Origin of the sequence: Shinella sp. S4-D37, assembly GCF_040812195.1 — a bacterium.
Lineage (GTDB): Bacteria > Pseudomonadota > Alphaproteobacteria > Rhizobiales > Rhizobiaceae > Shinella.
Genome location: NZ_JBFNXL010000005.1, coordinates 3,421,129 through 3,441,111 on the forward strand (window position 1 = coordinate 3,421,129; position 19,983 = coordinate 3,441,111).

Consider the following 19,983-nt stretch of genomic DNA (forward strand, 5'->3'; position numbering starts at 1 on the left):
AGCGGCGCGGTAAAACCGCTTCGCGCTTTGGCCGGATTTGCGCTAGAAGGGCGCGATCCTTCGGAGTTCGCCATGACCGTCGCCGTCCTGCTCGCCTATTGTGGCGCCCTGTTCATCGCCGCCATCATTCCCGGTCCCGGCATCACGGCGATCGTCGCGCGGGCGCTCGGTTCCGGCTTCCGGCCCACCTTCTTCATGGGGCTCGGCCTCATCCTCGGCGACATGATCTACCTGACGGCGGTCATCCTCGGCCTTGCCTTCATCGCCCAGACCTTCACCACGGCCTTCATGCTGATCAAGATCGCGGGCGCGCTCTATCTCAGTTATATCGCCTGGAAGCTCTGGACGAGCGGCCTCATCCCGCAGAACATCGAGGCGCGCGCCTCGACCAGCATGACCTTGTCCTTCCTCTCCGGCCTGTTCGTGACGCTCGGCAATCCGAAGACCATGCTGTTCTACGTCGCGCTCGTGCCGACGCTGGTCGATCTCGGGGCGATCGGCCTTGAGGACTACGGCCTGTTGCTCGCCGCGACCTTCGTCGTGCTCCTGATCGTGCTCGTGCCCTATATCGCGCTCGCCTCGCGCGCCCGGCTTCTCCTGAAGCAGCCGAAGGCATTGCAGCGGATGAACCGGATCGCCGCCGGCATTCTCGCCGGCACGGCCGCCTATATCGCCACCCGCGCGGCGTGAAGGATCATCCGGTTTCGCGCTTATAGCCACCGGATTATTCCGCTTTCGGCGCTTTTGTCGCGAAATCCGGACTCGTCTCCGGCGCCATTCGCTCCTATCCTCTCCGGAACGAGAACCGAGGGAGCATCCGATGACCGACACCCGCAAGCCCGGCCGCGGCCGTATCTACGCCTCCATCACCGAGACGATCGGCGATACGCCGCTCGTGCGGTTCGACAAATATGCCAGGGAAAAGGGCGTCTCGGGCACCCTTCTGGCAAAGCTCGAATTCTTCAACCCGATCGCCTCGGTGAAGGACCGCATCGGCGTGGCGATGATCGAGGCGCTGGAGGCCGAGGGCCGGATCACGCCCGGCACCTCGACGCTGGTCGAGCCGACCTCGGGCAATACGGGCATCGCGCTCGCCTTCGCCGCCGCCGCCAAGGGCTATCGCCTCATCCTCACCATGCCGGAGACCATGTCGATCGAGCGGCGCAAGATGCTGGCGCTGCTCGGCGCCGAACTGGTGCTGACCGAGGGCCCGAAGGGCATGAAGGGCGCGATCGCCAAGGCGGAAGAGCTGGCCGCCACCATTCCCGGCGCGGTCATTCCCCAGCAGTTCGAGAACCCGGCCAACCCCGAGATCCACCGCCGCACGACCGCCGAGGAAATCTGGAACGACACGGACGGCGCGGTCGACATCCTCGTCTCCGGCATCGGCACCGGCGGCACGATCACCGGCGCCGGCCAGGTGCTGAAGGCGAGGAAGCCCGGCGTCAAGGTCATCGCCGTCGAGCCGACCGACAGTCCGGTCCTGTCCGGCGGCAATCCCGGCCCGCACAAGATCCAGGGCATCGGCGCCGGCTTCGCCCCGGCCGTGCTCGACACCGCGATCTATGACGAGGTCGTGACCGTGACGAACGACGAGGCCTTCGACAATGCCCGCCTCGTGGCGCGGCTCGAAGGCGTGCCGGTCGGCATCTCCTCGGGCGCCGCGCTCGCCGCCGCCGCCAAGGTCGGCAGCCGGCCGGAAAATGCCGGCAAGACCATCGTCGTCATCATCCCCTCCTTCGCCGAGCGCTACCTTTCCACCGCGCTCTTCGAAGGCCTCGGCGGCTGACGCCTTCCGCCGCGCACGCGCGATCCTGGTGAAATCCGGCTGCCGGGATCGCAGCGTCCGACGCCGAAGCGATGCCGCTTCGGCTGAGAACGCTCCCGGCTCACGCCGCCGCGGACAGCCGTTCGCCGGCGATGCGGTAGGAGATCGCCTCGGCCAGATGGATGCGGCCGACGACCGGCGCCTCGTCGAGATCGGCGAGCGTGCGGGCGACCTTCAGGATGCGGTGATAGCCGCGCGCGGAGAAATGCAGCTTCTCCGCCGCATCGCGCAGAAGCTGGAGGCCACCGGGATCGGGCTCCGCCACCTTCTCGACCAGCGCGGTCGAGGCGCGCGCATTGCTGGTGACGGAGGCCATGCCGAGCCGGGCGAAGCGATCGACCTGCAGCGCGCGGGCCCGGGCGACGCGGCGGGCGACGGTCTCGCTCGCCTCGGCAGCCATCGGGCGGATGAGGTCTGTCGCCGAGACGGCCGGCACGTCGATCCGGATGTCGATGCGATCCATCAGCGGGCCGGAAATACGGGCCTGGTAATCGCTCATGCAGCGCGGGCCGCGGGCGCAGGCCCGGCCGGGCTCGCCCGCCATGCCGCAGCGGCAGGGGTTCATCGCCGCGACGAGCTGCATGGCGGCGGGATAGCTCACCCGGTGGTTCGCCCGCGCGATGATGCATTCCCCGGTCTCGAGCGGCTGGCGCAGCGCATCGAGCGCCTGCGGCGAGAATTCCGGCAGCTCATCGAGGAAGAGCACGCCGTTATGGGCGAGCGATACCTCGCCGGGCCTTGCCCGGGCGCCCCCGCCGACGAGCGCTGCCATGCTGGCGGAATGATGCGGCGCGCGGAAGGGGCGGCGATCCGACAGCCGGCCGCCGGAGAGCTGGCCGGCGACGGAATGGATCATCGAAACTTCCAAAAGTTCGCGCGGCGAGAGCGGCGGCAGGATGGCGGCAAGGCGGGCGGCGAGCATGGACTTTCCCGAGCCGGGCGGGCCGACCATCAGGAGATTGCGCTACATTAATTGACATCTAACTGATTGCTGACCAGAATTGAAAGATCATGAAGAAAGCATACTCCTATATTCGATTCTCCAGCCCCGAACAGGCGCGAGGCGACTCCCTTCGTCGACAAACAGAAGGTGCGGAGAATTGGTGCGCGGAGCGAGGAATTGAACTGGATGATACCCTTCGCGATCTAGGGGTTAGCGCATACCGTGGTATGAATCGTGTGGAGGGTGCTCTTCGATCTTTCCTCGACTTGGTCGAGAAGGGTGACATTGAGGAAGGCTCCTATTTAATCGTCGAAAGCTTGGATCGTCTTTCCCGAGAAGCGGTTATCGATGCCGCTCCTCGTTTTTTCGATTTGATCCGCGCTGGAGTCATCGTTGTCACCCTTAGCGATCAACAGGAGTATTCCTCTGATCGGCTTCGAAACGATTGGACACCACTGATCGTTTCCCTAGCAGTGATGGCTAGGGCACACGAAGAGAGTAGATTGAAAGGTGAGCGCGTAGGAAAGGCGTGGCGACGCAAACGGGAAGAAGCGCGAAACGAAAAGCGCCCACTTACTCCACGTTGCCCTGAATGGCTGGAGCTAAGGGATGGCAAGTTCCACAAGCGTAGGGAGAGGGTGGACTTAGTTCATCGCGTATTCAGAGAGACGATTGAAGGCCTTGGCCGTCGTGAGATTGTTCGCCGTTTGAACGCCGAGAGTGTTCCAACCTTTCGGGGAGGCAATGGCTGGCAAACCTCAAGCATTGCCAAGATTGTTCAAAACCGGGCCGTGCTTGGTGAATATCAACCTCATACTGGTACACACAGAGCGCGCAATAGACGGCCCGAGGGGGAGCCAATCCTCGATTTTTATCCCCGGATCATTGATGACGAGACCTATTGGCGTGCGCAAGCAGCGTTAGGCTCTCGACGCCAGCAAACCGGAGGGCGGCGAGGTAACAAAGGAGCGCACATTTTACAGGGCCTTGCCAAATGCGCAGCCTGTGGCGGTTCAATGCATGTCGTGGATAAAGGGCCGCCGCCGAAGGGTGGAGTATACCTCTCCTGCTCAAGTTACCGTCGAAACGCTGGCTGCGGTAATAGTCGCACGTGGAGAGTTGACCGACTTGAACGGGCCGTCCTGACAACCGTAGGAGCACTTGATGCCCAAGCATTCTCCAAGGTAGACGACACAACTACTAAGGCAGCCCATAAAATCGCGGCCCTGAAAGCAGAAGTAGAAGACCTTGAAACACGCCGTGGTCACCTGATTTCACTCGCAGAAACCGGAGATGAAGCTGCCGTAGGCCGTTTCAGAAGCCTGATCGAACAGCTACAATCCAAACAGATTGAATTGGGAAAGGCGGAGAACGAAGCCGCTGCCTTCGCAGCCAGCCCAAGCGTGATTGCCAGGCTAACGGACGCTATCGCCCTATCTGCCCAACTCGCCAATGCTAACGGCGAGGAGAAGCGGAGTATTCGTATCCGATTGTCATCAATTCTCCGGAAGCTAATCGATCGCATCGATTGCGATCCAATATTAGGCGCCGTGGCCGCGCTTCCCCAACGTGACTACTGGCAAGTGAATTCCAACATAGCATATGCATGGAGGGCTGACCCCACAGGGGTCTATATCCTGCTTGAAGAAAATCCCGACGACAAACAGCTTGACCAGTTCTTCGTTGGCATGGGTGGAGCATCGGGCTTGAACTAACGGCATCGTCCGAGCGCTATGAACCCAAATTGCCCCGCGATGAGTGTGAGACCGTTTGGGCCGAAGCCCACATCAAATCCAGTGAGGATCGCCATCATGTACTTGTGAGAAGCTGCCCTTGATCCAAGCGTGCGTTCGCGACAGCATTGTTACAACGAAGATGAATACGGACATCCGACGACTCGTGCGCGAAGGTCCTGCGGATCGAGTTCTCCCTCCACTGCGACGTCGGGTGGCCCCTCGCGCCGACGCTCGACAAATACCGGATGCCTCACTGTGGGCTCCATTAACGTTCCGATCGCCATACCTGTTTCTCCTAGTTGAAAATGCAACCATTCCGCGTCTTATTATGTATAAGCAACTTTGTTGACGGAGGCAGACATGGCACGCTTTGGCAATCCCGCATACTCGGCTGTAATGGGCAACGCCGCAGGCATGTCTATGATCGCCGCAGGTGTCGTCGGCCTCGCAAGCGCTATCACGGCAGGCCTGGATGCCGCCGCCGAGGCTCGTCGCCAGAATGCCTACTACGACGCTCTCGGAGCCGCGACGGCCCACGCCGACGACATGGAGGACCTCGCACGCACCGCCGTCGAGATGATCGCGGAACTCGAAGTCGAGGTTGCATCTCTGCGCCGTGCCTGCCGCCAGCGTCAGGAGGTTATCGACATGATGGCCGCACGGGGGCGCGCATGATCGAGATTACCGACGAGGAATGGGAACTGCTGAAGCAGTATTTTGGCGATCTCGCATACGAGGAGCCGCACAATCACGGGCGGTTCTTGGCGGTGAACCGAGGGCTCCGAGAGATTGAGGCTGGCGAAGTCGAGGATATCGACGACGTGCTCGCCGACATGGACGCGATCATCGCTTCTGGAGACATTACCCCTCGAGAAGCCCTCCGATCAGTATGCTGCCGGAATGATGTCCGCCCGCGTCGCATGCGCAAAGCTCGGCCTCCGAGACACCGCTGACCTTCTTGTCGCTCTTGGCGATGCAGGTCTCTCGATGCCGCAGCCGACCAAAGCCGAGGTCAAGGAACAGGCCGAGACACTCGCGAAGCTGTTCCAAGAGAATCAGGAAGCCAAGCGACAGGCCGCACTCGAAATCTTCGACCGTGCACCTGACGTACCTCCTGACGAAGGTGACGAGATGCCATAATGACGAAGCCCGCCGAGATGGCGGGCTTTCCATTTGCGCAAGCTATCCTTGCACAAGTCATCCAAGCTTGAACCGGTCCTCGATATTACGCTTGAGATGGGCCTCAGCCTTCCAACGGCGATAGTCGAGTGACGATCGCGGAGAACGGTCGTTCGCGGGATACGGAGCATGAACGCCTACGACCGGCACACCGTCGATCCCATGGCGCTTGCCGTCAAGAAACCGCTTGATCTGCCCCGGCGAGGCTTTGCCCAGCGCCTGCAGTTCATCGCCGCTCATCGACAGCAGGAGCGCCCTCGACTCCGCCAGCACGGCGGAGATATCCATGTCGTAACGGTCGTCCTTCTTGGCCTTGCAGAATTTCCTCACGGTCTCGATACCGCTCGGGTCGAACACATGCACCGACGCGGCGGCTTTTTCCCGCGCCTTCGTGAGGACCTCGCCGACGTCGGCCCTAGCCATCGTCGGTTCGTAGTGCGGCAGCGGCATGCCACCGCCGAAAATCGCGCGGAAAGGCCAACTGATCATATCATCGAACGTTTTCCCGATCGTCGGCAGTGAATTCCAGAAGTCCCTGCCCATCGTGGCAAGCCCCCGAGCTAGTGCGGCTGCAAATCTAAGCATGCTGTTCCCCTCCATTGTGGTGATGCGATCGTGGTCGTCGGTCACGCAAGCCACAAAAAAACGGAGCCGAAGCCCCGCCGAGTCACTGGAGAGTATGCCTAGAGAAGATCACCGTGTCCGAGGGGCAACCGGAAGGCCCCAAACTCAAGGGCTCCGCGATTGCGCGGAGCCCTTGAGTTTGGAGACAGTGCTGAGCGTCAGGCGGCCTGGCGCGTACTCTGTTCGGGCTTGGCTTCCCCATCGACATCGCCAGCACCTTCCACCTCACCAGGCAGCGGCTCACCGTGGATGGCGAAGCGCAGCAGCGGCACGACTTCATTCTGAAGCCAGGGAACGAAGTCGACGCGACCGGGCCAGCACTCGACCCCACCCATCCGGTAGAGCAGCTTCTGGACCTCACGCCAGCCAGTACCGTCGGGAAGATTGGCCGGCCGCCAATGATCGATCTTCACCATCTGGGGCTGGAGAGGCGCGGCGATGCTGTTGATGAGATCGTATGCATGCCGGCAGTCATGCACGACCTTCTTCTGCAGTGGGCTCTTCCACACGGCCCTTCCGACGGCAGACGGCTCCAGCGCCTTCTCGACCTCCTTGAGCACCTCCGACACCAGCCCGCCGAACTTTACGGCATCCTGGTCGAGCTTCCACTGCGCGACCTTGCGAAGTCCGGCCGGGCCACCCACATTGAGGATCGCCGTGTCGCTCTTCGGCTTCGGCTTCGTGCCGAGCATCTCCCGGACATCCTTGACCTTGATGCGCTCGCCGTCGTCCATCCGCGCGATCACCGTCTCGATCTGCGCGGGTTCGCCCTTGGCCAGCTCGAACATCACCGTCGGCAGGACCGCGTGCTGGGAGAGAGTATCGCGATAGGCTCCGAGCCGTTCATAGATGGAGATGTAATTCCAGGCCGAACGAACGGTATAGTCGGTGAAGGTCTTGAGGTACCTACCGAAGCCCTTTTCCGGCACAAGCGCCTTGACCTCGGCAAAGCAGGCGCCGAGCTCGAAGGCGTGATGCGTGGAATCCCGGTTGAGCGAGACGATTTTTTCGGTCGCGCGCCGGAGTGCGTCCGTCGCCTCGGGCGCACGGTGGTCGGCCGCCGCCGACACTCCTGTTGCTGGCCCAGTCACTACCTTCTCCTGGTTGTCTTCCTTCAGCTTGATGACTTTGCTCATATGTGATCCTCTTTGGTTATCCAGCACGTTTGCTGTACCTCCATGATCGCCCGAACGCTACGGTATGTCAAATCCGCACCTCTATCAAGCCATTGATTATAAATATCTTTTACTGATTTTATTGGATTTTTTGGGACCTTAAATTGTCAAAAATCGCACAACGTGCGACAAGTTGACGCAGGGCAGATAAGGAGGCTGCTACATCCACCTAAATACAACCTTAGGACGATTTTTGGCTTGGCCGGAGCCATAATCCGGAAATTATTTCCGCATCAGACATTCTTCTACCTGAACCTTAACTTAGGATGATGCGCCAACTGAGGTCGGGGGCTCTTTCGACTGCACTGTAGTTGCCCCCCCAAGCCACGTCCCTACAGGTGCGATACAACTTCGAGCCAAGCCGTATGTCAGCGACTTAGGCGAGGGCCGTTGACTATTGCAGAATTCTGCACAGCCAACCGGCGACGCCACCAATCCCTTCAGAGTGCCGTGAAACCATCCGCCATCGATTTGCACCCAGCCGCCGGTTGCCGCACAATTTCCGTAGCCGCAGGACATGAGCGGCCGGAGTAATAGAGGACACCGATGGAATCTGTCATTCTTCACATTCTGCGCGACGCCGTCGATGCGCATCTGCCGGCCATCGTCGACGACGACCGGCGGCAGACGGCCCTGACATATCTCCGCGGCCTAGACATCGCAATCGCGGCCCGCTCATCCGAAAGCAAGACGTCGAGTGTCGCCGTGTTGAGAAATCAGAAGACGAAAGGCAGGCTGAATCGGGTGATTTCCGACTATCATCAATCGGCCATCGCCGATGCCAGGCGGTTACACCATCAAGGATTTCATGAACTCGGTTGGGATGTCCGGAACGAGATCGGCTGAGGAAATCCACGCATGCGATCAGAGGCGAAGTCTTGCACGAACTGCGGTCGTCGTGGAGAGCCGTTGCCGCGACCTATCCGAGATCACTAAATAAGAAACGCGATATCCTTTGTAGGTGTAACCGCGCCTAGTTTGCTTCCGTCGGGTATTTTCAGCGTCGTGCACGTCCCTGTCGGATAGGGCGAAGGTTAACCAGTGATTAAATTTTCACTTGATGTTTTGGCCTCCATGCCGATGCTGACGACCATACTCAAAAGCTATCGGGGTGGATGGGGATGTTTATGGGGAAGATATTTAGATTTACCGTCGTGATGGTGCTGTCCATCGTTGCCGTGTTGGGAGCAACTAGCACAGGCAATGCACAAGAAGGAGCAAATTCCTCTGCACTTTCCGGAAATGTGTCGCTTCCCTCCATCGACGAAAAGACCGCAGCAACACTTCGCAGGATCGGCTTCGAGGTTTCCGAGGGGATTGCGTTCTTCCCGGAACGACGCGGCATAGATATACGTGGACGGTTGCGGCTTCTTTTGGCGTTGATGGCTGACCCCAATGTCATCGAAGATCGCGATCTCACGATGAATTTTGCGCGCTACTTTCTTCCGGAATCAGCGCTCGAACCCTATGTCACCATGCGCATGCGTGTTCCGTACTGGCGTGGCGACAATGAGTTTCAGCAGGACGACAGCCGCCGCGCGTTCCTCGACGCTCATCGTTCGGCTTTGCTTGCGCTGGCACCGGAACTGCCCTTGGTCTTCGCCAGTTCATTCCCGATCGAGTTCCGGCCTTATGATCACGCGAAGGCATCGCTGACCATCGTAAGGAATGGAGAGAGGCCCCTCGACGAAATCCAGCAGGCACTCCCTCTGTTCGATGCAATGTTTCTGGAATTGCCCATGAGCGAGGACGAGGCACGCCGGTATATCGAAGGCAGCTTCCCGAGTGTGCTGCAGGCCGGGATCGACTATCGCCCCACGCTCGGAATCCGCTATGTCGTTAAGGACGCCCGTCTGGATCGTGTTGGTGATCAATGGGATCTGGGGCTTGACGTGGAACTGGTGGATCAGGCGATCTACGCCGACGATGGGCTGACGGTCCCGTTGCTCGCACTTCCGCATCCCAACAATGTTCGCATATACGGTGGCGAGGACCCCGCAGCACAGGGATCGCTCCCCGTCATCGACAACTTCGCCAAACGGATCATGATTGCCCGGATGGTTCCTGAAATCGGCCAGTCGGAGCCGGTGATCGCCCGCCTTTTTACGGTGCGCCGGCAAGACGAGCGCGCGGCTCTTCGATCCGGCCGAGAGATCAGTTTCCCGCCGGTCATTCCCCGCACGCTTCTCGACAGGGATGTAAAGCCAACAGCGGCGGACCTTGACGCCTTCGTCCAATGGATAGATCGCAATGCGCCGAAGCAGGGCGACCATGTGCTGATGGATCGCGTCCTGCACCACGGCACCGCGAAACGGACACTGCGTAACTTCTGGGCTCATGGCGGCGAAGCCGTTTATTCCGGCGGCGGAGAATTGATCGAGCTGGCCCGCGATGCGTCGCCCGGCAGCTTCGCCTTCATCAACACGGATCACGGAGTCGATGAGGCATCGTACATGGTGTTTGCTCTGTCGGCGGGTGGTGCCCACCTTTGGCGGGACGAGGCCCTTTTGACCGGGTACGCCGAACCCGACCAAGTCCGGCTCGAAGTGCAGATTTTGCATACGGCTATAAGGAGCAGCAGCAATGGAAAGGCCGTCATGGTCGTGGAAGTGCATCCGGTCGCGCTTCACGTCAGGCACGGGGACGGCACCGAAACCCGCAGGGAACTGCCGCAGATCGACCAGACCGCGCCTCAGGATAGAACCGATCCCGGCTCGCGTTTCGACATTCTCGGCATCAGGCTTGGAATGCCGATCGATGAGGCGCGCAAGCTGCTGACGGAAGCATACGGCGGGGAGACTCGCACCGCGCCGCCGGCATCGGGTGCCGATAGCGAGCGTTGCTCGCAGACCCTTGCCGAGGTGTCACGTTTGCTTGACGCGCGGTTGGGGAGCCTTGATATCCGCCTTCATAACATCCAGCTCGGATATGAGGGGCTAAAGAAGGAGGAAGAAGCTTTCGGTCCTGATGAGCCGACCGTCGCTCAAAGCCGCGCACGTCTGGAAGCTCAACAAAAAGAAGCCGACGCCGAGATTGCCCAAACCCGGATCGATATCGTCCGGGACAGATATGATGCCCTGTTGGCTGCGGACTGCATCACGGCCGATATGCCCTTTGACGCATCCGGCGGCATGGACGCTCTGGAGAAGCTGGTGGAAATTCGCTTGTCTGGTGCACAGTTCGGCGTGTCGTCCGAACTGCCGGGAACTTTCAGGCTGGAGCCGGTCGTCTCACCGGGGCTGACCTTCGCCTTTGCATCGCGCACCTACCCTGATGAGGATCATCTTCTGGTCTTCCAAGCCAATGGCAATGACGGTCGACCCGCCGTTGCGGCCATTTACCGGACGATGCGTTCAGGCGACCTGAAGAAAGGCTCCAGCGCATTTGCCGACGGCATGTCAGGGAAATTCGGTCACCCGTCATTCACGTCCGGAAGCATGAATGTCTGGCTCGAAGCGCCCGACGATCCGATGATCCGACGCCTTTTCGAGTTCGGTGACCACGCCTGTGCGGTACCGTCTCAATGGTATGAAACGACCGTGTTCCCGAAGAACTATCTGGGAAATGATTGCGGCGTGGTGCTGTTGGGCGATCACTACAGGGCCGCCTTGCTGGACACACGTTTCATTAGCCAGACGGCCGAAGAAATCTACGCCGCCGAGGACGCATCTGCTGCAACCGAAAAGCAGGTTCCAGCCGTCCGGTTCTGACGCTGAAAATACCGGCCGGCGACTTCCATCGAGAGCGCCGGTCGGTATATGGAGGGATTTCAATTGAAAATATTCAAAAGTCTTGCGATGGCCTTCGCCATCTCCGTTGCTGCATCGCATGCGGTTGCGCAAACGCCTGTATCCGCCAGCGTCGACAGCGGAGTTAGTGATGTCGCCGGCCAGTGGCAGGGATCAATCTCATGCCGGGGTGATGAGGTCAATTTCGACCTCGAACTGGAGGCCGATGGTGCGTTGTTGCGGGGGAGCCTTCGCTTCCAGTCGGGTGATGTATCCGGTTCCCATGCCGTCACAGGCAGATATACCCCGCGCACGCGTAGCCTGACGATCATCCCCGGTTCATGGCAGGAGAGGCCGGCCGGTTGGCGCGCCGCGACCATTTCAGCGATTCTGCACGAGAATGGCCTCAGCCTTAAAGGCTCGGCGAATGCCTGCGGGCCTGATTCAGGCACGCACGACCTGATCGCAAAAAGACCGGGCGCCGAAGAGGAAACGCCTGCCGCCGCTGCTCGGTTCGTGCCCTCCCTTGGCGGCCCGTTTGAAGGACACTGGACGGGCCGGTGCATCGGCGAGCGTCGCGAATTTATCATTTCAATGGACGTGCTTCAGGAAGAAGACACCGTGATCGCGTTCATGAAACCAAAAGATTTCCGTCCGCAGCAACTTCGCGGCCGGATTGTCGATGGCAAGGCGAACCTGGTCAATCTTGCCTTGGCACAAACCTATCAGGCTCTCGAACTTTCCCTCGGCGCCGACGAGCGCATGACAGGCAGGAAGACGGACGGCGGCGCAAATTGCAACAAGATTGAGCTACAAAGACAGGGACCGGCACAAACACCGTCACTCGCGGGCAAGGAATGGCTTACCGGCGACTGGGCCGGGTATTATGCGGGGGACGGCCCGAACAATCAGAGACGTTTCTTCGAAGAATGGTCGTACAGGCCGACCTTTGCCGGAAACGCGGCGCTCCTTACGATCGGTGAGGCCGACGGTCAGGCCTATGGATACTTCAGGCTGGCTTCCCCTCCCGAGATGTCGGCAGAGCGCCAGGACAATTACTGGATCACGTTGCGTCCGCTTTTCACCGATGGTGATGGCCGGATCGTCTTTTCCATGTCCAAACTGCATCGCAGTGAAGGTCGATCTTACGCCAAAACGGGTCCGATAAACATCGTCGCTTCGCCGTTCGGGAGCGACGAAGGCCTCCTCGTGGAACGCTATCGTTTCCCGGGCAAGCCCGTGCTGTTTCACATGCAGGCGGTTGCACCGGAGAGCAGGCTCCTTTCCCATCCCACAGAAGGGCCGCCCCTGAGGCTCTCCGATGCAATGACCGGGACTCTTGTGGAAGCCCAGACACTCGACCAGCAGTGCGAACTGCTCGGCAACTGGATGAGTGACATAGCCGACCGTGAGAACCTCGGGCGGATGCAGGTAAGGGATGCGCGCCAGAGGATACTTCCCATCCTATACGACGAACAGTTCGTTCCCCTTGCCGGCCTGCCCTTCAGTCTCCTGGAATCGTACGAGCGATGGACGTTTCTCACCTGGCTGAGAACTGCCTGCCCATCGCGGATGGGCTGGCCGCGTTATCCGAGCGCCTCCGTCGAGGATGTTTTCAGAGGCGACGACTACCACAAGACAGTCGGTATGCTGGTCGATCACCAGGAAAGCGGCGGGTGGGCTGAAGAGGTTGTGGCCGAGCTTTCCGCTCTTCCGGATGAACCGGATGCTCTCGCTCGCATCGATGCAATTGAAAAGGGAGTAGAGGCGAGGAAGGCAGAACTCGAGATATCGCGCCTTGACGAAGTCCGCGCGGCGATCTCGACCAAACGCAACGCCGTTGCCTACGCCGCCTTTCTGGTGCGGTTCGAGGATATGGACGCATTGCCGGACGAAACGGATTCCCTGGTTCACCTGGCGAAACTCGCCAAGGAGGCTCGTGGTCTCATCCTCCCGCCAGATGCGAATATTACCACCCGTCTGCGTGAGAAGGTCATGAAGATCATCTCGCCGCAGCTCGACAGCGCGCTTCACGAGATGACGGCTTTGCCGACCTCTCTTGAGAGCCTGACCAGGGCAAATGCCATCTTCCGTGACGTCGGCGCGATGATGGGGCAGGCTGAGGAAGCGGTTTCGCCCCTCAACGAACGTGAACGCCTCGGCCAGCTTCGCGAACGTCGTGACGCTTTGCAGGCGGACCCTCAAATACGCGCCCTTCTGGTCGCGGAGCTTGATAGGGCGCGAACCAGCAACGATCCGGTCGTTGCCACGGAGAATGCGATTTTCGGCATTTTCGGCAAGTATGAGCCCGCAGGACTCGCGCCTCTGCTGGCGCAGGCCAGGGAGCAGGCAGCGATTGCCTCAATCGTCGTGGTCGACCGAGCCGGCGCGTTCGAGGATGCATCGGGCCCGTCGGCTGCCGAGATCGCCAGCTTCGTCTATCGAAGGGTCAAAGCTGCCGCTGAAGCCCAGAAAGCCAAAGAGGCCGCCTGCAGAAATGGCAACGCCAACAATCCGCTTGAGGCCCTTCACTGCCTCCCGATCGTTGTCGGTGACGAGTTCATGGGAGGCTTGAGGCCTCGCCTCGTAAGGGTCGAGAAGATCGGCTGCGAAACGCTGCGGACTGGAGTGAAGTACATCTGTCGTTTCCTTCAGCACGTTGAAATCTATTCGGGCAATGCAGGCCCGGCATCACCTGACATCGTCAGGGATTATCTGGGAACTATCCTGCCCGGCGGCTACAATGGCGAGGTAAGAACTGCGGAATTCGAGCGCATGAACGCGACGGGCGACGCACAGTGGAGAGTCGTGTGGTAGGCAGACGGAACCGCGCACCCGTCGGCGACAAAATCCGGCGGGAACTGGTTCAGCAAACAAACCAGGAGGCTTTTGGGGGGATCATGACAAGGACTTCGCTCGGCATCGCGGCCATCGCATTCATGGTCTCCATATCGGTTGCAAGCGCTTCGGAAACGACGATACCGGCAGCATTTCACGGTGTCTGGCAACCCGCGGAACCCGGAATGGCTCCGACCTGCCTTCCCAAGGACGCCGACATGCGCCAGACCATATCTGCCGAACGGGTAGATTTCCACGAAGGTATCTGCTGGCCCACGGCGATATCCGTCACTGGCGCGCAGAGCCTTCGTATCGACGCGCGCTGCGAACAGGAGGATTCGTCGTGGGAGTCGCGGCAAGAATGGCATGTAGAAGATAGCAACGGCCGGCGGCGTCTTTCGATTAACAACCTTGATCCTGCGCGGCCCTATCAGGTCAGAATGGGTCTTTGTTCGGGTGAAGTGTCAAACGGCGACACCGATTCAACCTCCAGATCGAATGTTTTTCCGTTTCCAGACGGGCGGTACGTCACCGACAAGGCCCTGTGCGGCCTGAGCGAACAGGAGATGCTCGAACGCCACGGCGACATGCTCGGCACCATGGTGAGGGTGATTGATGGCCCAAGCCTGACCAACGCCTACGAAATGCAATGCACAGTGGGTGATGTCAGGGTTGAGGGCGACGACGTTCGCTTCCGTGCCCAATGCGGCAGAGAGGGGCAAGCCGACACCGTGAACGGCAGATATGTGCGCCTGTCCCCGACGTCCTTCCGCCTGGGGCAAAGAACGTTCAGCCTTTGTGGTACAGATGCAGCCCCGCCACAGACCGCGTCAACCTGCTATCGCAACGGCATGTCCGAACTGGCAATCCGGCCCAATGTCGACGGCACGGCCAATATCGACATCGAGTCGGTACAAGGAAATGCTCATATCTGCTCTCTTGTGGGAACCGCATCACGCACAGATATTGGATATCAATACAGCGCCCGCCTCGATGACGACCGCCAGTGCGAGCTTACGATCGTGCTTGATGAAAATGGAAGCGTAACCTTCAAGGACCCGGACTGGACGTGCAAACAGTATCATTGCGGCGCGCGCGCTGCGTTCGAGCATATCGAATTCAGCCCCGCAACTCGCGTGTCCTGCAACTAGGCTCGAGGACAAGATGAAACGTTTGGCATGGAAATGGCTGGCATTGGTTCTGCTTGCGCTGGCTCCTATCGATGCGGTCGCGCAGCGATCGGAGACCGATCTGATGCTGTCGGAATATTGGGCCGGCACCGCCCGTGAGCTAACCGGGAAAGGGCTTCGGATCGAAGCCATTGCGGCAGCCCTCAAAGGAATTCCCGAAGGCACGTCCGACGAGGGCATGCATCAGTTTCAGCTGGCGCATGATGCACTTTACACAGCCATGCGTTCCAACAATTTCGCCCTGCCTGTCGGCGATACCGTGATTGGAGCCGCTCTATCGCCCGATCGGAAACGAACGGTCATCGCAACGCTCATAGACGGCACGCGGGAAAGGTGGGAGCTATGGGATGTCGAAAAACGTGTGCCGCTGGCGACCTTGCGGGATGGGGTCAAAAGCTATGACTTCGAGATGTCGCTGTTCAGCTATGACAGCCGATATTTTATCAGCAAGGCAGACGATTCTAATTTTCAGGTGCACGATGTCCGCGACGGCAAACTGATCGGCGTTAGACCCCTTTCCGGCCGTGCCCCCCGATCTGACACGATGAATATGCTCAACGCGGTCTTAAACCCGTCGGGCACCAGGTTGGCCACGGTGACGTGGGCCGAGGGAGAGATACGGGTGTGGTCTTTTCCCGACCTTGAACTTCTGATGAGCAATACCGAGTTTTCGGCAAACAGCATCAGTTCCCGCGACTTCAAATCGCTGTTTGCGCATTTCGTGGACGATGACCGGCTGTGCCTGGCCGTGCGATCAGCGCGCGCGAGCGTGTCAGACGACCTGCAAGCTGGCTTCATGGATGCTATATCCGGTTCCTTTTCCCCGTTTTATGCATCCAGCGAGACCGTTCGGATCGATATAGGTATTCCCTACAAAAGCATCGACTGCTCTCCCGATGGACGATGGGCAGTACTGCGTTTTGGAAACGATAAATTGCTGCCAGCGCTGGAAGTCGTGGACACCGCGACGGGAGAGATCGTCCTGCGCAAGGACAATTTTGAACAGAGCGGCATTGCATTTCATCCGCAGAGGCCGCTTGTTGCAATAGCTCAAATGGAAGGGATTGCATATCTGGACTTGGAAACAAAAGAAATCAGCTACGAACATCCCTTTGCGACCGCTCATTACAAGCCGTATTTCCCTCTGCTGTTTGACACGGAAACAGGAGAAAAGCTTGGCTGGGGAGACACGCTTAACTACCTGGCCATTGGCATGAAGAGTGTGTGGGACGAGGTTCCGATCGGGAGGGCCTTGATGGACGAGGCATTTCAAATGCTGCCTCCTGAGTTCCAAAACAGCGTGAATGCGGAGCGCATTCCATGATGGCGGCGAAAAAGAACCTTCGTTCTGTTTTGAGGTCATCTCGTCTGATGGCTGTATTCCTGCTGGTCTTCTGTAGCACGTGCATATCGGTGCAAGCACGGGCGGAAACATGGCCCCGGCAAACGATCATGCTGTCGGAGGTATGGGCACAACGATCAAAGGCGCTGCTCGATCAGGGACAAAGATATGAGGCGATAGAAGCTGCACTGAAGGGCATCCCCGAAGCGGCTGACGATGAAGACATATCGGTGAGTTTTGCCAAGGCGCACCTTGCCCTCTACTTCGCCTATCGATCCTTTGACACGCATTTACCTACGGAGCTATTCGAGGGTGATAGCGAGCTTGGATACTATGTTGCGCCAGATCGCACGCGGGCGCTAACGACATCGTACGAGAATGATGGTGTACTGCGGCTCGATTTGTGGGATTTAACGCAGAGCAACAAAATGCCGATCCGGCTCGATTATCCGGTGCTGAACATACATCGCGCGCACGTCTTTATTGTCATAAGCAATGACAGCAAATGGGCCGCCGTAAGTGTTCCTGACGGAACTGTGCGGGTCTACGATCTCCGGGATGGTCAACTCGCCGCGACATTAGCGGTCACACGGCAACCGCCAGACGGCGAGCCGCTCATGCCGTTCCAGCTTGGTTTCTCGCCAGACAGCAAGCTCTTGACCGCGACGGCGACGGTGGCTCCCCTTCAATCGGCTCTCGTTACCCGAATGTGGGCTGTGGGTGATTTCACTGAGGTTCTGTCCGATAAGGTGGCAGGACCGGGACCAAACAAACCCGGATCAGTACAGTTCATTGATGATACGACCATATGCCGGCGTCATCCTGATGATGCTTATGGCACGCGGACACTTCGTTTTGAAACACTGAGCGTCGATGGAAGAAAGCAAGTAATCGACCTGACCGGGGTGATCGGCGTCTGGGATTCATTGTTCAGCCATGCTTGTAGTCCCGATCTCAAGTGGTTTGCACTCAGCGGCTATGACGGACGCCACAGATACGTTCTGATCAACGCGGAAACCCGCGAAGTGGTTCACGAGTTTTCGCGGGGAGGATGGAGCGTGGATGCATTCAATGTGGATTCGTCGCAGTTGGCGGTTCATGGAGAGCAAGGGCGCTGGACCTTCCAGTTTTTTGACCTCGCCACGCTTGAATGGCTGCCAGATCATCCGCATGCGCCACAGTCATTTTCCATGACGTTGCCTTATGCCTATTCGGAAAGAACCACCCGGCAGCCCACAGGCGACTTTCATCTCTACTCTGCCTATGGCGGGCACCTGTTGTGGGAAAGCATCCCGACCGGAACTGCCTTGGCACAGGCGGCGCTCGAAACTCTGCCATCGGACACTCGCAACGTCGTGGACGCCGAGCGTCTCCGCTAACCGGTGTTCTTCCCCCACATTGTCCGCCGTCACCTGATCTGTGATGGGCTTTCCATGGACGACAAAGGGAGTTTCTCCATGGAGACTACGTTGGAGGTTCTCACGACGCGGAGGGACCGACGTGAGGTTCATCGCCACTGACCGCCACGCCCACCGCCATCGTCGACGGCCACAAGCAGAGAAGGATCGATGAGTTGCGGCCTTGGAATTATCCGGTTATCCGGCGCTCCGCGCCAGGCCCGAGGACGAGCCTGACATTCTCGAGAGCGACATTCTCCGCAATGTGTTCGAACATGGCCATGTCACGCTACCTTCTTCGGCTTCAGGTCGTATCCGGCGCGGCCCGCGATTTCCGTGAGCCGGTCGAACACATGCTTCTCGAGCGGCCGTAGGATCGCCTGCGAGACCTGCCGGGATTTCATCGACGGTTTTCGATAGGTCAAGATTGTTGCCGGGGAGACCCTGGTGATCTCGGCCGCTGCGTTGTAGTCGAGGTTGCCGATCTCGAGGAGCAGCACGAACTGCTCCTGAGAGGTCATCGGACGGCCGTCGGCGTGCCGGTAGAATGTGTGCCGGTCGACGGTCATGCAGCCCTACCAATGAAGTGCGTTTCAACATCTGCCTTTCCGGCACGGCTTTTAAGGCCGAGTATGTTGGAAGGCAGGAGACCGGGTATGGCTATCATGCTGGCCGCCCTCCATGGTTCGGGAGGCAGATCCGCCCGGTCTCCACACCTGACCCGACCGCTGATTAGGCTCTGCGGATCATCGCTGTGTAGGGCGAGGACGTGGGAAGGTTGCCGCTTAAAGGAGGACACTTCAGGGAGGAAGCCATGCACTTCTACGTCGGCATCGATGCCGCCAAGGACATTCATTGGGCCTGCGTGATCAGCGCGGACGCAAAGCCCATCTTCAGCCATGCCGTCAGAAACGATCCGGAAGGGATCGCAGCACTGATCGGCGAACTGTCGGCGCTGGAAGCCGAAAGCATAACCGTCGCCCTCGACTTGCTGGGCGGTTGTGCCACGCTGCTCTGCGCGATGCTGGCCGAAGACAGCATGCGTATCGTTCACACGCCTGGCCTTGCGGTCAACCGTGCGCGGCAGGGTATGCGCGGCGGTGAGAACAAGTCCGATCCTCGCGATGCCGCGACAATCGCCGATCTCGCACGAACCCGCGCCGATCTGCGGCCGGTCGAGACTGAGACCGAGATCGATGTAGACATCCGCCTGCTCGTCGGCCGGCGCCGCGAAGTCGTCGTCGATCAGACCCGACGCCTTGCGCGCCTGCGCGATCTGTTGTCCTCGCTCTTTCCGGCGCTGGAAAGGCGCATCGACGTGAAGACCAAGGCCGGCCTCGTCTTCCTGAGCTTGTTCGCCGCTCCGCACGAGCTGCGCAGCGCCAAGCCTCATCATCTCGTCCGCTCGCTGACGAAGGTCTATCCCCGCATGCGGGATGCCCAGACCATGTCCCAGGATGTCGTTGCTCTGGCCAAGGCTCAAGCCATCGACGTGCCCGGCGCGCAAACCCGAGCCAGGCTGGTCAAGGATCTCGCCGCCGAAGCTCTGGCTGCCCGGGCCCAGCGCGACCGCATCGACGCCGATCTCGAAACCCTTCTCGAAAGCCACCCTGATGCGGCCCTCATCCGCAGCCTGCCGGGGATGGGGGCCGTGCTGACGGCAGACTTCATCGCTTGTGTCGGTTCTGGCCACCGCTTCCAATCGGCCGATGCGTTGGCCGCCGCAGCCGGTCTCACGCCCGTCCTGCGTCAGTCCGGCAAATCCAGAGCCATCCGACGCTCCACAGGCGGTAACAAGAACCTCAAGCGCGTCTTCTTCCAGTCCGCCTTCAACGCGCTCGCAGATCCGGAAAGCCGAGCCTTTTACGACCGAAAACGCGCCGAGGGGAAACGTCACAATCAAGCCGTCATCGCCCTCGCGAGACGACGCGTAAACGTCGTATGGGCAATCCTCCAAACAAGAAACCCATTCACCGCTAACTTCAAAAATGCAGCTTGACGAA

The 19,983-nt window shown here is 59.6% G+C and carries 16 protein-coding genes and 1 pseudogene; 13 read left to right on the forward strand and 4 right to left on the reverse strand.

Features of this window, described 5'->3' with window-relative positions:
* Window positions 1-72: 72 nt before the first annotated feature.
* A complete protein-coding gene (locus AB3G45_RS24255; protein ID WP_367832970.1) occupies window positions 73-690 on the forward strand; it encodes a LysE family translocator in 618 nt (205 codons plus the stop codon).
* A gap of 130 nt (window positions 691-820) precedes the next feature.
* Window positions 821-1,789 carry a cysteine synthase A gene (cysK, locus tag AB3G45_RS24260; protein ID WP_367832971.1) on the forward strand — a complete coding sequence of 323 codons (969 nt, stop codon included), beginning with the start codon at window positions 821-823 and terminating at the stop codon, window positions 1,787-1,789.
* 100 nt (window positions 1,790-1,889) lie between these two features.
* On the opposite strand, the pseudogene AB3G45_RS24265 reads toward cysK, so the two are convergent.
* Window positions 1,890-2,789, reverse strand: a pseudogene (locus AB3G45_RS24265) (YifB family Mg chelatase-like AAA ATPase); the annotation flags it as partial.
* Window positions 2,790-2,839: 50 nt separating this feature from the next.
* Here AB3G45_RS24265 and AB3G45_RS24270 point away from each other — a divergent pair.
* From AB3G45_RS24270 to AB3G45_RS24285, 4 genes are all read left to right on the forward strand, one after another.
* Window positions 2,840-4,486, forward strand: coding sequence for a recombinase family protein (locus AB3G45_RS24270; RefSeq protein WP_367832972.1), 1,647 nt, complete (start codon window positions 2,840-2,842; stop codon window positions 4,484-4,486).
* Between the two features lie 381 nt (window positions 4,487-4,867).
* Entirely contained in the window at window positions 4,868-5,182 is a 315-nt protein-coding gene (locus AB3G45_RS24275) for a hypothetical protein (protein ID WP_367832973.1), read from the forward strand.
* Window positions 5,179-5,460 (forward strand): hypothetical protein, encoded by a 282-nt coding sequence (locus AB3G45_RS24280; RefSeq protein ID WP_367832974.1) that lies wholly within the window; start codon window positions 5,179-5,181, stop codon window positions 5,458-5,460. The genes AB3G45_RS24275 and AB3G45_RS24280 overlap by 4 nt, the downstream gene beginning before the upstream one ends.
* A 34-nt stretch (window positions 5,461-5,494) precedes the next feature.
* Window positions 5,495-5,647 (forward strand): hypothetical protein, encoded by a 153-nt coding sequence (locus tag AB3G45_RS24285; protein WP_367832975.1) that lies wholly within the window; start codon window positions 5,495-5,497, stop codon window positions 5,645-5,647.
* Window positions 5,648-5,704: 57 nt separating this feature from the next.
* Here the strand turns inward: AB3G45_RS24285 and AB3G45_RS24290 are convergent, their stop codons facing one another.
* Both AB3G45_RS24290 and AB3G45_RS24295 read right to left on the reverse strand, forming a co-directional pair.
* The gene (locus AB3G45_RS24290; protein WP_367832976.1) at window positions 5,705-6,229 is read right to left on the reverse strand and encodes a hypothetical protein; all 525 of its coding nucleotides are present in this window, start codon (window positions 6,227-6,229) and stop codon (window positions 5,705-5,707) included.
* Window positions 6,230-6,468: 239 nt separating this feature from the next.
* On the reverse strand, window positions 6,469-7,446 hold the full coding sequence (locus AB3G45_RS24295) for a hypothetical protein (protein ID WP_367832977.1): 978 nt from the start codon (window positions 7,444-7,446) through the stop codon (window positions 6,469-6,471).
* 585 nt (window positions 7,447-8,031) lie between these two features.
* On the opposite strand from AB3G45_RS24295, the gene AB3G45_RS24300 reads away from it, so the two are divergent.
* The 6 genes from AB3G45_RS24300 to AB3G45_RS24325 all read left to right on the forward strand — a co-directional run bounded on the left by AB3G45_RS24300 (window position 8,032) and on the right by AB3G45_RS24325 (window position 17,962).
* Window positions 8,032-8,331: a hypothetical protein gene (locus AB3G45_RS24300; RefSeq protein ID WP_133036880.1), complete on the forward strand. Its 300-nt coding sequence runs from the start codon at window positions 8,032-8,034 to the stop codon at window positions 8,329-8,331.
* A 281-nt stretch (window positions 8,332-8,612) separates the two neighbouring features.
* Complete coding sequence (locus AB3G45_RS24305; RefSeq protein WP_133036879.1) at window positions 8,613-11,195, forward strand: hypothetical protein; 2,583 nt, start codon at window positions 8,613-8,615, stop codon at window positions 11,193-11,195.
* Window positions 11,196-11,258: 63 nt separating this feature from the next.
* Complete coding sequence (locus tag AB3G45_RS24310) at window positions 11,259-14,030, forward strand: hypothetical protein (protein WP_133036878.1); 2,772 nt, start codon at window positions 11,259-11,261, stop codon at window positions 14,028-14,030.
* Between the two features lie 83 nt (window positions 14,031-14,113).
* Window positions 14,114-15,202: a hypothetical protein gene (locus AB3G45_RS24315; protein WP_133036877.1), complete on the forward strand. Its 1,089-nt coding sequence runs from the start codon at window positions 14,114-14,116 to the stop codon at window positions 15,200-15,202.
* Between the two features lie 13 nt (window positions 15,203-15,215).
* Window positions 15,216-16,565 carry a WD40 repeat domain-containing protein gene (locus AB3G45_RS24320; protein WP_367832978.1) on the forward strand — a complete coding sequence of 450 codons (1,350 nt, stop codon included), beginning with the start codon at window positions 15,216-15,218 and terminating at the stop codon, window positions 16,563-16,565.
* Window positions 16,562-17,962 carry a WD40 repeat domain-containing protein gene (locus AB3G45_RS24325; protein WP_367832979.1) on the forward strand — a complete coding sequence of 467 codons (1,401 nt, stop codon included), beginning with the start codon at window positions 16,562-16,564 and terminating at the stop codon, window positions 17,960-17,962. The genes AB3G45_RS24320 and AB3G45_RS24325 overlap by 4 nt, the downstream gene beginning before the upstream one ends.
* 302 nt (window positions 17,963-18,264) lie before the next feature.
* Here the strand turns inward: AB3G45_RS24325 and AB3G45_RS24330 are convergent, their stop codons facing one another.
* Window positions 18,265-18,549 carry a hypothetical protein gene (locus AB3G45_RS24330; RefSeq protein ID WP_367832980.1) on the reverse strand — a complete coding sequence of 95 codons (285 nt, stop codon included), beginning with the start codon at window positions 18,547-18,549 and terminating at the stop codon, window positions 18,265-18,267.
* A 245-nt stretch (window positions 18,550-18,794) separates the two neighbouring features.
* Here AB3G45_RS24330 and AB3G45_RS24335 point away from each other — a divergent pair, with 245 nt between their 5' ends.
* Window positions 18,795-19,979, forward strand: coding sequence for an IS110 family transposase (locus AB3G45_RS24335; RefSeq protein ID WP_367829219.1), 1,185 nt, complete (start codon window positions 18,795-18,797; stop codon window positions 19,977-19,979).
* Window positions 19,980-19,983 lie beyond the last annotated feature (4 nt).

Excerpts from the sequence above, each read along its gene's own strand:
- AB3G45_RS24295 (WP_367832977.1), bottom strand. The coding sequence starts at position 7,446 with ATGAGCAAAGTCATCAAGCTGAAGGAAGACAACCAGGAGAAGGTAGTG.
- AB3G45_RS24330 (WP_367832980.1), bottom strand. The coding sequence starts at position 18,549 with ATGACCGTCGACCGGCACACATTCTACCGGCACGCCGACGGCCGTCCG.
- AB3G45_RS24300 (WP_133036880.1), top strand. The coding sequence starts at position 8,032 with ATGGAATCTGTCATTCTTCACATTCTGCGCGACGCCGTCGATGCGCAT.
- AB3G45_RS24320 (WP_367832978.1), top strand. The coding sequence starts at position 15,216 with ATGAAACGTTTGGCATGGAAATGGCTGGCATTGGTTCTGCTTGCGCTG.
- AB3G45_RS24275 (WP_367832973.1), top strand. The coding sequence starts at position 4,868 with ATGGCACGCTTTGGCAATCCCGCATACTCGGCTGTAATGGGCAACGCC.
- cysK (WP_367832971.1), top strand. The coding sequence starts at position 821 with ATGACCGACACCCGCAAGCCCGGCCGCGGCCGTATCTACGCCTCCATC.
- AB3G45_RS24290 (WP_367832976.1), bottom strand. The coding sequence starts at position 6,229 with ATGGGCAGGGACTTCTGGAATTCACTGCCGACGATCGGGAAAACGTTC.
- AB3G45_RS24280 (WP_367832974.1), top strand. The coding sequence starts at position 5,179 with ATGATCGAGATTACCGACGAGGAATGGGAACTGCTGAAGCAGTATTTT.
- AB3G45_RS24315 (WP_133036877.1), top strand. The coding sequence starts at position 14,114 with ATGACAAGGACTTCGCTCGGCATCGCGGCCATCGCATTCATGGTCTCC.
- AB3G45_RS24335 (WP_367829219.1), top strand. The coding sequence starts at position 18,795 with ATGCACTTCTACGTCGGCATCGATGCCGCCAAGGACATTCATTGGGCC.
- AB3G45_RS24255 (WP_367832970.1), top strand. The coding sequence starts at position 73 with ATGACCGTCGCCGTCCTGCTCGCCTATTGTGGCGCCCTGTTCATCGCC.
- AB3G45_RS24325 (WP_367832979.1), top strand. The coding sequence starts at position 16,562 with ATGATGGCGGCGAAAAAGAACCTTCGTTCTGTTTTGAGGTCATCTCGT.
- AB3G45_RS24305 (WP_133036879.1), top strand. The coding sequence starts at position 8,613 with ATGGGGAAGATATTTAGATTTACCGTCGTGATGGTGCTGTCCATCGTT.
- AB3G45_RS24270 (WP_367832972.1), top strand. The coding sequence starts at position 2,840 with ATGAAGAAAGCATACTCCTATATTCGATTCTCCAGCCCCGAACAGGCG.
- AB3G45_RS24285 (WP_367832975.1), top strand. The coding sequence starts at position 5,495 with ATGCCGCAGCCGACCAAAGCCGAGGTCAAGGAACAGGCCGAGACACTC.